The following is a 14,487-nucleotide window of genomic DNA, read 5'->3' as shown; positions in this document are numbered from 1 at the left end:
AAATACGAACGCTTCGCTTCTTCACATCCATTCCGCTTCCTTCGCCTGATTGCCGACAAAAACCTCTTAGAACCCTGATACTCGCGGGTGCAGGGGAACGTCGGCAGAGCAGCGCTTCGTGTGCGGATGGATGTTCCGATCGTCGTTTCCTTTACACTTCCCGCGCATCCATTCCGCTTCCCTCGCGTGCAATTAGTATCTAGTTAGCGTCATATACATTACCTTCTCTTCTTTAAAATACAGATGCAGCTGACGCTCCTTATCTACTTGGTAACTCCATTTATTTTGCAATATCAAATTAGGGACACCCAGTCGGCTCATCACTTCATACGTGCTGGTCCCAATGGTAATTCCATCTGCTGTCTTTACCCCGTCTTTCGTAAAAAATACGCTCGCTCCCGTAAATAGAATTCCACTATGTTCATTCACAAGGATCGTCTTTATCTTATCACTTCGAATCGAATAGAAATTCACTAGCTCTTTGTATTCATTGTTTCCCTCGATCTGGTTACTCCATTCCTCAAAGTTGTTGCCTTGCACTTTAAGTCGTTTCACATCATACTGTACGCTTTGATCTGATACATAAGGCATCTCGTCCGTTCCTACATCCATAGCTCTCATCTTGCCCAGCATTGCCAAAGTCGTTTCTGGCCTGCAAAAAAGATTCAGATAGGCCATTGTATTATAGGTGGCGTAGTATCTCTGTCCGCTTAACATGTATGTATTCGTATTCAGATCATACGGAACGGAGTACACAGTATCATCCGTATGAAAACGTATAAATACCGTCCCATCTTTTGAAGGCTCCGGAATATGGGCCTTGGCGTCCGACAGATCGACACTATAAAGAGCTTGAACAATAATATTATAAGTTTCCGGCGCTACACTAAACGTTTCTTCACCTTTACTGGTATTTACGAATATGCTGATTTTCCGAATCGATTGATTTCCAAAAGGCTGCTGATCCTTCACTTTTCCTTGGTCAGATCTCAGCTGCAAGTTCAAATCCTCAGGATAAAAGGGATTTACCCCCGATCCCGACTCTTTGTCTATCCCATTCGAACTCTCGCTTTCCTGCTGAGAAGGAGAAAGAAGATGATGGTCATTGTTGCTGTATTCCGCCTCAGGCAAGGCATTTCTATGATCTATTTGATCTCGCTCTATATCTCGTACATAAAATAGAATTACCGTGATTAGCATCAACACAATCATGAGTACGGACATCATCAATAACTCCATTTTTCCTAAACGCTTCAACGTAGGAACTCCCTTCTTTATCACAAGCCGCTTCACTTCATAAACCCGCAGGTATACCCTCAATATTAGCAGATGCTAAATCAGATAATTGTCGAAATTTGTTGTTTATTAATCATCTAACCACTTGAAAAATATGACAATTACTCTCTCTACTATCTATCTCCGCTCACAATTCTTCTATCAATGGATATATAAGCTTTGAAAACAAAAAAGAACCTCCCTATATAGAGAGGTCTTTTTAATATAAGATATGTTTTATTTTGAATAAAAAGGAATATTCCACTGATAATTTCCGGATCCAACACTCACCACAGTCCCTTGTGGAGTATATTCAACAGAAATGATTCCTTCTTCTTTATCGAAAGATTCATCCTGTCCCTTCCGATCTGCCTGTGACGACAATGCCGGCAAAATCACTTCCGCTGTTGTATTGGATGGAATACTTGCCTCAATAATCACATGATCCTCTTCTAAACGCCAAGCAGAACGGATAAAACCATACTCACTCTCATAACTTGCTTCTGCATGAGTAATACCACTACTCTCTTGTATGGCCGGTTTAATTACAATTTTTTTGTATCCAGGAATGTTAGGGTCACGATCTAGACCGGCAACAACTCGGTACATATAATCTCCAATAGCACCGTAAGCATAGTGATTAAATGAGTTCATATCCCGGCTCCAGAATGTTCCATCCTCTTTTATTCCATCCCAATGTTCCCATATCGTAGTTGCACCCTTAATCACCGGATACAGCCAGGAAGGATAAGAGGTTTGCATCAGAAGACGATAGGCTGTGTCGGTATATCCCCCTGTGGATAAGGCAAAACATAAATATGGTGTTCCCACAAACCCAGTCGTCAAGTGGTCCTTTTGATCTTCAATTAATTGATTCAAATGTTGTTCCATTCTTTCTTTCACTTCTCCCTCCACCAAACCGAAGGCAATCGCAAGTACATGTGCTGTCTGGGTATCTGCAATCAGTCTCCCTCTTGGAGTCACAAACTCCTCGAGAAAAGTATCGACAATACGCTGGTGGAGTTCCGCATACATTTGATAATCCTCAAGTTGAAGCACAGCTGCTGTATCTCTTACAATTTTTGTGGAATGTGCATAATACGCTGTAGCAATCAGATCTTTTGGGGTAGCTCCGTCGTAACTGTTCTCATGGGCATCAAGTCCGAGCCAGTCCCCAAAATGGAATCCGGTATTCCATAGATATTCTTCCTCTCCCTGAGCCCGGATGTATTCCACCCACGCCTTCATACTCTCATATTGTTCTTCCAGAATTCTGACATCTCCATATTGTTGATATAGAGCCCAAGGGATGATGACCGCCGCGTCTCCCCATGCCGAGGACACCGGAATATCTCCAATTGAGGGAATAACGGAAGGAACACTCCCATCCTCTCCTTGATCTGCTTTGACATCTCGAAGCCATTTCGTGAAAAAAGGGGCTCCTTGATAGTTGAACAATGCCGTGTTTACAAACACTTGAGCATCCCCCGTCCATCCAAGACGTTCATCCCGCTGAGGACAATCAGTAGGTACGTCGACAAAATTGCCGCGCTGTCCCCACACGATGTTGGACTGAAGCTGGTTTAACAGTGGATGAGAGCATTGGAACATCCCCGTTCTTGGCATATCTGAGTGCATCACTTCGCCGACAAATGACTCTAGTGGGAAGTCCTGCTCTAATCCAGGGTATCCTTCTATTTTCACATAACGGAATCCCTGAAATGTAAAATGTGGTGCATAGCTTTCAGGACCCTTTCCTTTAACTATATACTCCACTTGTTGTTTAGCTGTACGCAAGTTATCCGTGTAAAAATTCCCCTCTTTGTCTAACACTTCGGCATGTGACAATACAATACGAGTCCCTTCATCTGCTTCTACTGTAAAACGAATACGACCTACCATGTTTTGTCCCATGTCCAGCACATAGTCTCCCTCCGGAGTCACTACATATCCGGCAGGGGAAAGGGTTTCCGTAATTCGAACAGGCCAGTTCTCCTGTGCTACTAGATTGTTCGGTACTTGATCCGCTTCCGTCACTTCATACCAAGCGGTGTCATCATATGTACTGCCTGCCCAGCCCTCTACTTCAAGCCTGGCATCATATCGTTCACCATGATAGATTTCGGAGTAGCGAATAGCCCCTATATTTGCCCTCCACGTCGTATCCGTTTTGATAATATCTTCCGTTCCGTCGTCGTATCTTACATGAAGCTCAAGACGGGCCGCGCGCCTATTTCCATAAAGGTTTTTATGTCCTCCCCACCCCAGTTCTCCCTTATACCAGCCATCTGCCAACATCATTCCAATCGCATTGTTGCCTTGCTTCAGTTCTTTCGTAATATCGTAAGTCTGATACTGCAGACGATGATGGTAAGAAGTCCAACCCGGCGTGAGCAAATCTTCACTTGCCCGATGTTCATTAATATATAGTTCATATAGACCTGCGCTCGTACAATACATTCGAGCAGATGCTATATCTTTGTTCAGCACAAATGATTTTCTTAACAAATAAGAGGCTTCCTCCGATGGATCGATCTGCTCTGGATGCGGAGTAATCCATGCAGCTTGCCACTCTCCACCATTCAGAAAAGCCGTTTCGAAAAAGTCGATGTCACTCCATGGCGATTCGCTGCTCAAATCATCCCACACCTTAATGCGGTAATAATAACGGGTTTTTGACTGCAGCTCACAGCCCTCATACGGAATTAGTATCGCCTCTTCTGACTGTACTTTTCCGGTATCCCATAGCAGTGTGGTAAATGAAAAATCCTCCTTCGCAACTTGGATCTGATAAGCACTTTGCAGTACACCTCTCCGATCCGAAGCGGTTTTCCAACTAAATCGAGGTTTACGAACCTCGGTTCCGAGTAATTTTTGCCGATACTCTACTGACGTTTCCTTTACACACCATGCTGTCATGTTCATCTCAACTCCTGTTTCGCAGTATTTGAAAGCCATGCCTATGTGGTATATTCATGTTGCTTTGGAAATCGCTTTCATTTTAGCATAAAAAAAGACCCTTTCTGCAAAAAAGCAAGAAAAGGTCTTTTTTTTAATGTACAAGTACACTTCATTATTCGAACTTCAGAATTCCTGTAGAGTGCAAGAATACGAATACCATCAGAATCGGTGCCACATAGCGAAGCATAAACAACCAGATACGGAACCATTTCGCCGTAAGTCCAGCTTCTTGCGCTGCATTCTTCCAGAAGTATCCTGCAAAAAGCGTAACGATTAGTCCTCCCAGCGGCAGCAGCCAGTTGGAGGCGAAGAAGTCGATGAAATCAAAGAAGTTATACTTTCCAATCTCAATATCAATAAGCCCCATGGAAAGAGCTGAAGGGATACTCACCAAAAACACAAGCAGTGAAATGCTACACACCGCAATGTTGCGGCTCCAGTTCCATTTTTCCATTACGTACGTCACCGGCACCTGAAGCAGAGATACAAGGGAAGTCAGTGCGGCAATCGCCAGTAAGGTAAAGAATAAACCTCCGAATAACCAACCGAGCGGCATTGCTGAGAAAGCAGCCGGTAATGCAACAAATACGAGTCCAGGACCAGAGCTTGGATCAATGCCAAAAGCGAAAGTCGTTGGGAAAATAATAAGACCTGCAATAAAGGCATAAATCAAGTCACCTGCGCCTACAGCTAAGGTAGCAGATCCGAGTGATTGATTACGATCTACAAACGCCCCGTAAGTAATCATCGTCCCCATCCCAAGAGATAGGGAGAAAAAGGCATGTCCAAGTGCAACAAGGCCAGCCTCTGGAGTAAGCTTCGAGAAGTCAGGAGACAGGAAGAAGCTTACTCCTTCCATTGCGCCAGGAAGCGTAACGGAACGAATCATAAGAATGACAAGCAACGCAAGCATACCTGGAATGAGTACTTTATTAAACTTCTCAATACCGCCAGATATCCCTCTTATCACAACGAAAGCCACGAGTATCATAGCAACGAATGCCCAAACCAAAGGCAGATAACTACCTGTAAAAGAACTAAATTGAGCATTAAAATCAACATCTGTTGTTATACGTCCGCTGAAGGACATTATTGCATAGTGCAAAGTCCATCCAGCTACCAAAATGTAAAACGTCATAATAAGGAAGGGAGCAATAACCGAGATTAAGCCGAGTCTCCCCCACACTTTGCCTCCACCTGCTTTTACGAAGGAAGAAGCTGCACTTCCCCGGCCTGCACGGCCAATCGCAAGTTCAGCAAGAAGTACAGGAAGTCCAACTGCAATAAGGCATGCAATGAACAGCAGGAAAAAAGCGGCTCCTCCGTTTTCTCCGGTAATATAGGGGAACTTCCACATATTCCCGAGCCCCACTGCACTACCAATCGCTGCCAGTATAAATCCCTTTGAGGATGAAAATCGTTCGCCGGTTCCTTTGTTTCCATTATCATTAGTCTGTTTTGGTACCATGAAGTCCTCCATCTCTGTTGTAGCCTTTACCTTAAGACCAACTACTAATTTTTTTATGTATTATATAAGAAAAATGTAGAATCGTATAGAAGTAAAAAAAAGTAAAATTCTTGAATGAGTCATTAGACCCATAAAAGTAAATTTTTATACAAATAATTACCATTATTTTTCTATTTTCAATAACTTTGATGAGAAGATTGAAAAACAGATACCTATTATTATATCGTAATATGTCCTTTACTTCGTAATAGCATTAATTTATTCTACTCTTTCCTTGAACCAAAAAAACCGCTGCGACGAAAGCTCCGCAGCGGATCATGGTTTAAGAAAGTTATTACTTTCGGCTACTACCAATCACTTTGCCCACTTCTTCGAGAATATGATCAAGGGAAGCTGGGTCATGTACATCGTATTCATCTATATTTAGTCTGAGCACTGGACATGCCGTAAAGTCGTCAATCCACTTAGCATAACGTCCGTGCATTTCTTCCCAGTAGGCGGGATCCGTCTGTATTTCCATCTCGCGACCACGTTCCTGAATTCGGCTCAAAATGGAAGGTAAGCTTCCTTCCAGATAGATCAGTACATCTGGATGAGGGAAATAAGGTGTCATCACCATAGCATCAAATAAACTCGTATACGTTTCAAAGTCCGTTTCACTCATCGTCCCTTTATCTGCATGCATTTGAGCAAAAATCCCGGTATCCTCATAGATCGACCGATCCTGGACATAACCTCCGCCTGCTTCAAAAATATTTTTCTGCTCCTTGAAACGTTCAGCCAAAAAATAAATTTGCAGATGAAAGCTCCATCTTTCAAAATCATGATAAAACTTTTCTAGATAAGGATTGTGATCAACCTTCTCTAACGATGTTTTGAATTGAAGTCGCTCCGCAAGTGCTGCAGTCAGTGTCGATTTCCCTACACCTACCGTGCCCGCGATTGTAATTAAAGCGTTCTGCGGAATGTTGTAATCTGTCATTGCATGTACTCCTTTACTTCAGACACAATCAGTTCAAATTGCTCAGGACTTGCTACAAAATCAATCTGATTACCGTCAATGGTTATTATTTTCGTATCTGGTTCACGTTCAGCGAGAGACGTCATCGCTTCGTTATAATCAATAATGAGCTGCTCTAAATAGGCGGGGTCCATATTCTCTTCAAAAGAACGTCCGCGCTTCGCAATACGAGTAAGCAGCGTGTCCAGATCAGCTTTGATATATATAATAAGGTCCGGCTTTGGAAGGTCATCGGTAAGAATATGATAAATCTCGCGGTACTTTTCTCTCTTTACACCTTTAAGAGTGCGCTGTGCAAAAATTAGATTTTTATAAATATGATAATCGGAAATGACTGATTTTTGATGCTGGATATATTGTGTCGTTGTGTCTTCCAGCTGCTTGTACCGATTGCACAAAAAAAACATTTCCAGCTGAAAGCTCCATTCGTCTATATTTTCATAGAATTTTCCGAGAAACGGATTCTCTTCTACAATTTCCTTTAATAAAGGGATGCCGAGTTCCCTGGAAATCATCGTCGAAAGCGTTGTTTTGCCAGCCCCAATCGGCCCTTCAACAGCAATAAACGTGCTTTTTGTCATGTAGATCCTCCTGTTATGTTATAGCCGGGTATTACCTTACAGAGAGTTTATTGTAACACAGAATATCCATTTCAGGAGCGATTAAAATTAGGAAGAATACATTACAATTCCCATTCCAAAAAAGGAAAAAAATAAAAAACCACTCCTTTAGCGAAAGCACTAGGAATGGTTTTAGTTAAGAAAATGTCGTTACCGAATGTATTGTTTACTTGCCAAAAGGATAATCTGCCGGTACTTGGTATACTTCCGCATACATTGTCTCCCGGCAGGACTGAAACTGTTCTTCAGACAGCGCACTTGGATAACTCATCATGAGCAAAGGTAAATCGGGTTCTCCCTCTCTTAGCGGAGGCTGAACGTACGAATACGAATTGACATGGAATCCAAGCCGCTCATAGAATCCGATTCTTCTTTGTTTCATTTCCTCTTCTTCAGGCGGTTCAACTTCAAGTACCACAGGCTTATTTACCAGCTGCATAAAATCAGTCATCAGCTGCTTACCCAGTCCACCGCCTCGAATCGAAGGTTTCACCGCAATATGCTCAACAAAACAGAAATCATCAAACTCCCAGCCAGCTAAAAAAGCGATAACGTCCCCTTGTTCATTCTCTTTCGTAAGCAAGCGATAACTGGAATTGGAGAGCAAAGCTTTTTGACCTTCATAGGTCCGATATTCAATCAGAGGAAAAGCTTCCTCCATAATTCCATACATTTGTTCAAATACGTTCGTTTGAATCTTGCTCATAAGGTCACTTCCTTCATGTTGTTATTCCATCATTCTTTCCTACATAATTTAACACCAGTCTATCACTACACGTGAAGCATATCCAGCCATGCCGAAACGGCAAATAAATAGCCCGAACCACAATTGTGGCCGAGCTGTTATATTTACTGCTTCCGATTGCTTATTCTACACGCGGCGCCTTCTTGCTACTGTGAGAAGAACGTGAGTTTTTCATCATACCTGAAACGGTATGGAACACTTTATCACGTGCGCTTTTATTTCTCATTAAATACGTTACTCCGGCACCGACTGCTGTCATAAACAAACCTCTTTTTTTAGACATGATCTTTCGCCTCCTACTAAAGGATATGGTTATCTTCTTGCTTGAATTTTACCCTTCTTGCGGAATTCGAAACGGAGATTATCTTTTTTTACAAATTATGAGGAATAATTATTCAGAAAATTTCGTCTGTGTTTATGGAGCTTTTCGTTGAAATAATCGTATACATCCGATCTCCAGCAAGTTGTTCCCACTTAAGTTCATAAAAAACTTCCGCGTTTGGCCTATCTTTGAAAAAAGCTTCATTCGCCGTAAATTTCACCTCATATACCGTTGTCTTTGCCTTGCTCGCAATAATGGATAGGCTCGGCTCTAAAAATGCCTGTTTGGCCTCTTCCGGCAATTGCAAGTTCACGGATATTTTCTGTCCAGGATGATTGGTAAACTCAGCAGTTTCAATAAACTCTTTACCTTCCTGTTTCATATGAGAATAAACGATGGTACTGAGCTTAGCATTGTACTCTTCTACATCATCCAGCTCGGCAACATCTGGTTCATTCTTCGAGCTTTCTGCTAACTTGTATACTATTTTGGATTGCACAGGGACTACCTCTCTCGTTCCATTCGTCGCTTCCTTGTCGCAAGCAGTAATAAATGATACACAGAGGAGCAAACCTACTGTAGTGCCTATCTTTCGTATGGTTTGTTTTCTCATATTAACTCCCTTACATGGTATAGAAATGAATTATTATTGGCAGGATAAGTTAAAAAAAGCGGGGAATTCTGATGAAACATCATCATTTATTTATCTTAAGCATATTCACTTTCATACTTATCATTTCATCCTCGCCCTGCGCCTGTGCTGAACCGCAAATGCTGAACCCGATTAGTGATCTCGGTAAAATTCACAAGATCAGCACACCAGCTTCACACCACCTAGGGCTTTACATTTTCTCTCTTTACAAGCTACAGTAAATGGCAATTTCACTCAGCTTTCTTCCTTTCAGAACTTGCATTCGTCGTCTTCGCTTCCGTATCGAGTTCCCGGATACTCCGGTTTAATTTAGATATAGAGTTATCTAGCTTATCAAGACGTGAACCTATCGTCTGCAATACATAACGAAGCAAAATAACACACACTGCCATCGGAAATCCTATATTCGTAACCAAATATACAACTTCCTCCAGGTTTAAGTTTTCCATAGCTTATTCCTCCTTTTACTACAAAGGAAATAAGAATGGCACTTTTACAACCTGATCCCATAAAAAAAGCCGGCCCTGTTGTTATCAGAACCGACCTTCTGTATTTGGAATTAGCGATTGCCAGCTGAGCCGCCTTCACTATTATCTGCTTTATTCGTACCTTTACTCTTATAAGGTTTAGGCTTATTGTTGGCCCGGCGTTCACCCGCTTGCCAGCGATTCCATCCTTTTTTCCCAGTGCCTCGTCCTGTTCCACCCTTGCCCTTTGCATTACTCATCCAATCACTCCAGCTCTATTCCTATGGTTATGCCTGAACTATACAGGAAAAACAGCCATAAGTACAGCAAAGACGCGAAAAGCAACCGCCCTGCTTCTCACGTCTTAGTGATGATTCATAGGTGTTATAACTGCTCTATAACCAAGGAAGCTGTCTTTTCTCCGTTTGCAATGCAGTCCGGGATACCAACACCGTAATAGGAGCAGCCTGCAAGAAGAATACCCGGGAAGTGCTCTGACATTTTCTGTTCCAGCGAATGGACCAGCTCATGATGCTTCCGGTGATAATTCGGCATATCTTCATGCCATACTCTCACATTATGTGTTATTGGATTCTCTTCTATAGCAAGACTATTACGCACATCTTCCGAAGCCACCTGCAGCAATTCTTCCTGAGACATATCCTTCATCTGTTCGTAGGCTGGATTTGCGCTTTTGTAAAAGAGTCTGACGAGCAGCTGACTATGCTTCGAAGTATGCTTCCACTTCCGGCTCGTCCATGTGCAGGCATTGCAGACAAGCTCACTATTCCCCGATGTGATAAAACCGGTACCGTTCGCAGGAAGCCGCTCATCTGGAACATCATAACCAAGGTAAATACTGATCATGGAGGAACTGAGCAGCTGCTCCATGTCTGCATCCAATTGTTCTTGCTGAAGCATGTCCTGAGCAGCCTTATGCGGCACCGCAAGAATGACTTGATCCGCAGTGAGGCCTTCTCCTTCCTGAACTGAAATAGAGTAGGTTCCTTCCTGCTGATTCCGCTCTATTTTAGTAACAGCTGTATTCTTTCGTATCGTTACCTCGGTCAGCTCCCGTTCATAAGCTTGAATGAGCTCTGCCATCCCACCTTCAAAGGATAGAAACTTCTTACCTTCTTTGGGTCCCTTCAGCTTGCTCCGATGTGCATCCAGCCCGCGGATCAAACTTCCATACTCGTTCTTGTATTCCAATAAATAAGGCATCGTCGAGGCTAACGTCAGTTCATGAATATCCCCAGAATACACGCCGGAAATAACAGGAGCAATCTGCTTCTCCACAAATTCAGTGCCGAGGAAAGCCTCCAAAAAGTCTCCCAAAGAGTCCTGCTTCGTAAACGTTTCATTCGGGGTATAAAGATCTTTTAACGCCGCTACCTTCCCTTCTGCCGATACCAGTGTCGTACTAGCAAGAGATTCTATGCTCATTGGAATCCCAAACATCGCGTCCTCTGGAATTTGCTTGAGCTCTCCATCCGTATGGATAAATGAAGTCCCCGTTTCGTTGTATACCACGCGTTCTTGGAGCTGTAAGGCTTCAATCGTATCAAAAATTTGCTGTTTGCGTGTAACCACGGAATCTGCACCCGTCTCCATCGTAAAATTGCCATCGTGTGCGGTGCGAATTTTTCCGCCAAGCTGCTCGGCAGCTTCGAATAAAACAACACGAGCTGAAAGCCCGCCGTTCCGGATTTCTTTTTGTAACGTATACGCTGCGGATAATCCGGTAATTCCGCCTCCGATCACGGCTATTGTCTTCAAAAAAGTTCACCTTCTATATCTCAAGTCTATGGTTCATCTATAAAGTAATCATGCAGTTAAAGTATGCTAAAAGTATACCATACCCGGTTCGCTGATTCTTATGATAAAACATACGAAAGAACCTTCATAAGAATGAAGATCCTTTTGAAAGTGAACATCGAAAAAATATCTACTAGTCCTATCACAGTATGATATCTCTGTCATTTGGCGGCAATAATAACCGCTCCCATTACGATAACTCCCACTCCAATCCAGCGATTTAGGGGTACGCTTTCCCCGAAAAAGTACCAAGCTGCCACGATCCCTATCGCGTAAGCAAGACTTTGAAGCGGATAGGCAAGGCTTAGCGGCAACCTAGATAGTACGATAAACCACAGTCCCGTAGCCAAGCCATAAAACATCATGCCAAGCAGGATCATTGGTGAGAACAGAACAGACAGCAAATTGCCGAGATGAATGCCGCCCTGCTGCTGCAGTCCGATTTTCCAAACGAGCTGGCCGGAGACGAGAAGAATGATGTTGAGAAAAAGGATGAAATAGGCCATATTAACGAATCACCTCTCTACTCCGATCCTGAGGTACAGCAGCAGGATGACCAAGAGATGGCAAGCAAACTTGGTTAGTTGAGCGGTTCAAATTCGGCTTAGAATCCTCTGCCGCTTTTTCTGCCACCTGCCTTTCAAGCTGTTGAATGCGATCTTCCTGTAGCCCCAGCGTTTGAGTCAGCACAACGACCCGGTGCGTAAGTGATGAGACCGCGATCGTCAAGTGTAGCAGGATGAACAGCAAAGCTACGACGCTTAGCAGATAAAGCAGCGACGGGGCATAGTAAATATCTATCCGTACCGCCAGCTCGTCCAAAAGGGATGGAAACAAGGATAACACCATCATGATTGCGCTCATTAGAAGCCAGAGCAGAGCGTACTGTTCCTTTAACTTTCGATTGCGTATTAAAAAAAGGATTGTGGTGACATACGCTACGCTGATACAAAAGCTGACGAAATAAATATTAAGTTTCATAGCGATTTTCCCACGCTCTCTTTTTCATGGTTTTCATGAGTAGGACAGACAGGATCACCTTGGACATGTAGTACACGGATTTCATCGCCGATATGCTCGATACGCCGCCTTGACGTTCATTCATTACGACAGGAACTTCTGTAAAAGACAGCTCCCGGTTATACATCAGCATCAATGCTTCCACTTCGGGATAGTCGGTCGGATACTCACGGGCGAACAGGGAAATTGCTCGTTTTCCGCAGAAGCGGTAGCCCGAGGTTGGGTCGGTAACGACCTGTCCAGTGAGCTTGGTCAAGAGGGCGGACAGCAGACCGATACCCATTTTACGGGCAAAGGTCGACTGAAATCCTTCCTTATTAATGAAACGAGAACCGATGACCATATCAGCACCAGTCTCGAGCATAGCGTCCATAAGCTGATTTAGATCCCTCGGATTGTGCTGTCCATCTCCATCAATCTGCACAGCGTAGTCATAGTGATGTTCTGCCGCATAACGGTAACCGGTTTGCACTGCACCGCCGATGCCCAGATTGCAAGTCAGGTCGATGACGCTCGCACCGGCAGCACAGGCAATCCGGCCTGTGTCGTCGTTCGATCCGTCGTTAATGACAAGCACGTCCACATAAGGTGCGTCCTGACGAATCTGACGAATCACTTGTCCAATGCCTTCCGCCTCGTTATAAGCAGGGACGATGACAAGCACTTTGAGCGAACAATTAGGAAGGATCGGTTGATCCGTCATAGATAACAGCTCCTTTCTGTGAATGTGAGGCCTTTACATATTTATTCCAGAACCAACGTATCATAGCGACACCTATAATCGTGTCCAGCATGATGATGAGTGGCATGGTCGTATAGTTATATCGGTATTCCGGTACAAAAGCTAATCGAGTTACCGTCATAACTACCAAAATCAGCGTGAGCAGCGTCAAAGGTTTTCTCCACTTTCGGATGGCACCAATCAGGGCCAGCGGACAAAAGTATACAAGTCCCATATGAAGCAGGCTGCCCAGCGGACTTGGGAGCACCGTGTATATCGGGTTATGGCCGCTACCAAAGTACATATTCGAATAGATGTATTTTAGCTTGCCAACGGTGTACCATTTTACAAACGTCCATGTATGCTCTGTAAAGCCGACCTTCAGCCGTTCTTTTGCGACTTCCATTTGGGTTTTGCCTTGGCGGTCGACGAGGCCGTCATCGTAGTTTTTATCTGGGTAGGTACCGGCATGAAATGGATTAACCTGTGTAGAGGCAATCACGACCTCGTTCAGAGTCACCATGTTGCGGATCACCCAAGGCGAGAGGACAATCCCCGTACCAATACACGTGAACAAAAGTAGCTTCAGCGTGAGCTTGAAATTCTTTTTCCAGAAAAAATAAAACACATATACCGGTGCAATCAGGATTAGAAATTCCGGACGTGTCAGCACTAGCAGCCCCATTGCTGCTCCGCTCAACAAAGCGAGGGTTCGCGTTTTCTTATCGAAGGCAGAAAGCTGCAATCGGATATAAAGCATTAGAAAAAAGCACGCTAGTGTTTCGGTGAGAACGGCGCCATTGCTCCAAATGAACGGTGGGTATACGCTGCATATGAGCAGCACGATCATCGAAACCGTTTGGCCCGCGAGTTTTCGGGCAGTCGAGTATATTAGCCCCAGGGTAACGAGACTGATTCCGACCTGAATATAACGAATGTACGGAAAGGGGTCATTATTTTGATAATCGACCATTTTATAAACTGCCGCCATAAAGAGCGGATATCCGGGCGTAACCTGGGCGTTTGGCTCGGTATTCTTATAGGCGTAGATTCCATCTTCAAGCAGCTGACGCACCATGATGTCGTAATTCACAGTGTCATGCGATACTTTATGATTGACTGAAACGAGAAAATCGAGCCGCAAAAAAGTAGCAAGTGCAAAGATCAATACGATCATCGTAATGAGCAGTGTTTTTTTATGTGTAAGTATCTTAGACGCAATTGTGTTCATTATTGTGTCTTGCTCCTTCCTGAAGTGATATGTCAGAGACGGCGGATTAGCCTTTACTTGACGTCCTCTTGCATATCAAGACTACAGGAGACTTCTTAACTGTTCTTATCCAAATGCTTAATAAACCCTTAAGTTTTTCAGTGCATTCTATTACATTCGGTTCCTT

At 43.6% G+C, this 14,487-nt stretch carries 16 protein-coding genes; 1 reads left to right on the top strand and 15 read right to left on the bottom strand.

Features of this window, described 5'->3' with window-relative positions; translation table 11 throughout:
• A partial coding sequence (locus tag KFT32_RS09225) for a hypothetical protein (RefSeq protein WP_211746901.1) occupies positions 1-203 on the top strand: 203 nt, incomplete at its 5' end.
• Here KFT32_RS09225 and KFT32_RS09220 read toward each other — a convergent pair.
• The 15 genes from KFT32_RS09220 to KFT32_RS09150 all read right to left on the bottom strand — a co-directional run bounded on the left by KFT32_RS09220 (position 193) and on the right by KFT32_RS09150 (position 14,321).
• Entirely contained in the window at positions 193-1,257 is a 1,065-nt protein-coding gene (locus KFT32_RS09220; protein WP_211746899.1) for a hypothetical protein, read from the bottom strand. The two genes, KFT32_RS09225 and KFT32_RS09220, sit on opposite strands and share 11 nt — an antisense overlap.
• A gap of 255 nt (positions 1,258-1,512) precedes the next feature.
• On the bottom strand, positions 1,513-4,194 hold the full coding sequence (locus KFT32_RS09215) for an alpha-L-rhamnosidase (RefSeq protein ID WP_211746894.1): 2,682 nt from the start codon (positions 4,192-4,194) through the stop codon (positions 1,513-1,515).
• Positions 4,195-4,348: 154 nt separating this feature from the next.
• On the bottom strand, positions 4,349-5,704 hold the full coding sequence (locus KFT32_RS09210; RefSeq protein ID WP_211746893.1) for a sodium-dependent transporter: 1,356 nt from the start codon (positions 5,702-5,704) through the stop codon (positions 4,349-4,351).
• A 334-nt stretch (positions 5,705-6,038) separates the two neighbouring features.
• A complete protein-coding gene (locus tag KFT32_RS09205; RefSeq protein WP_211746892.1) occupies positions 6,039-6,686 on the bottom strand; it encodes a deoxynucleoside kinase in 648 nt (215 codons plus the stop codon).
• Complete coding sequence (locus tag KFT32_RS09200; RefSeq protein WP_211746891.1) at positions 6,683-7,306, bottom strand: deoxynucleoside kinase; 624 nt, start codon at positions 7,304-7,306, stop codon at positions 6,683-6,685. The genes KFT32_RS09205 and KFT32_RS09200 overlap by 4 nt, the downstream gene beginning before the upstream one ends.
• Before the next feature lie 205 nt (positions 7,307-7,511).
• Positions 7,512-8,051: a GNAT family N-acetyltransferase gene (locus tag KFT32_RS09195; protein WP_211746884.1), complete on the bottom strand. Its 540-nt coding sequence runs from the start codon at positions 8,049-8,051 to the stop codon at positions 7,512-7,514.
• A gap of 160 nt (positions 8,052-8,211) precedes the next feature.
• Positions 8,212-8,373, bottom strand: a complete 162-nt coding sequence (locus KFT32_RS09190; protein WP_211746882.1) for a hypothetical protein — start codon at positions 8,371-8,373, stop codon at positions 8,212-8,214.
• A 112-nt stretch (positions 8,374-8,485) separates the two neighbouring features.
• Positions 8,486-9,025, bottom strand: coding sequence for a hypothetical protein (locus KFT32_RS09185; protein ID WP_211746881.1), 540 nt, complete (start codon positions 9,023-9,025; stop codon positions 8,486-8,488).
• 269 nt (positions 9,026-9,294) lie between these two features.
• Positions 9,295-9,513: a hypothetical protein gene (locus KFT32_RS09180; protein ID WP_211746879.1), complete on the bottom strand. Its 219-nt coding sequence runs from the start codon at positions 9,511-9,513 to the stop codon at positions 9,295-9,297.
• Between the two features lie 110 nt (positions 9,514-9,623).
• Positions 9,624-9,791 (bottom strand): DUF3934 family protein, encoded by a 168-nt coding sequence (locus tag KFT32_RS09175; protein ID WP_211746875.1) that lies wholly within the window; start codon positions 9,789-9,791, stop codon positions 9,624-9,626.
• Between the two features lie 124 nt (positions 9,792-9,915).
• Positions 9,916-11,310 (bottom strand): protoporphyrinogen oxidase, encoded by a 1,395-nt coding sequence (gene hemG / locus KFT32_RS09170; RefSeq protein ID WP_211746873.1) that lies wholly within the window; start codon positions 11,308-11,310, stop codon positions 9,916-9,918.
• A gap of 200 nt (positions 11,311-11,510) precedes the next feature.
• A complete protein-coding gene (locus KFT32_RS09165) occupies positions 11,511-11,855 on the bottom strand; it encodes an EamA family transporter (protein WP_211746862.1) in 345 nt (114 codons plus the stop codon).
• Between the two features lies 1 nt (position 11,856).
• Positions 11,857-12,330: a DUF2304 domain-containing protein gene (locus tag KFT32_RS09160; RefSeq protein WP_211746859.1), complete on the bottom strand. Its 474-nt coding sequence runs from the start codon at positions 12,328-12,330 to the stop codon at positions 11,857-11,859.
• Positions 12,320-13,072, bottom strand: coding sequence for a glycosyltransferase family 2 protein (locus KFT32_RS09155; RefSeq protein ID WP_211746857.1), 753 nt, complete (start codon positions 13,070-13,072; stop codon positions 12,320-12,322). Before KFT32_RS09155 ends, KFT32_RS09160 begins: the two co-directional genes overlap by 11 nt.
• Complete coding sequence (locus KFT32_RS09150; protein ID WP_211746855.1) at positions 13,047-14,321, bottom strand: ArnT family glycosyltransferase; 1,275 nt, start codon at positions 14,319-14,321, stop codon at positions 13,047-13,049. The genes KFT32_RS09155 and KFT32_RS09150 overlap by 26 nt, the downstream gene beginning before the upstream one ends.
• Positions 14,322-14,487: the final 166 nt, after the last annotated feature.

Source organism: Paenibacillus sp. Marseille-Q4541, from assembly GCF_018310695.1.
Classification (GTDB): Bacteria; Bacillota; Bacilli; order Paenibacillales; family Paenibacillaceae; genus Paenibacillus.
The sequence above is the reverse complement of the archived record's forward strand: the minus strand, read 5'-3'. Positions and strand labels throughout refer to the sequence as shown.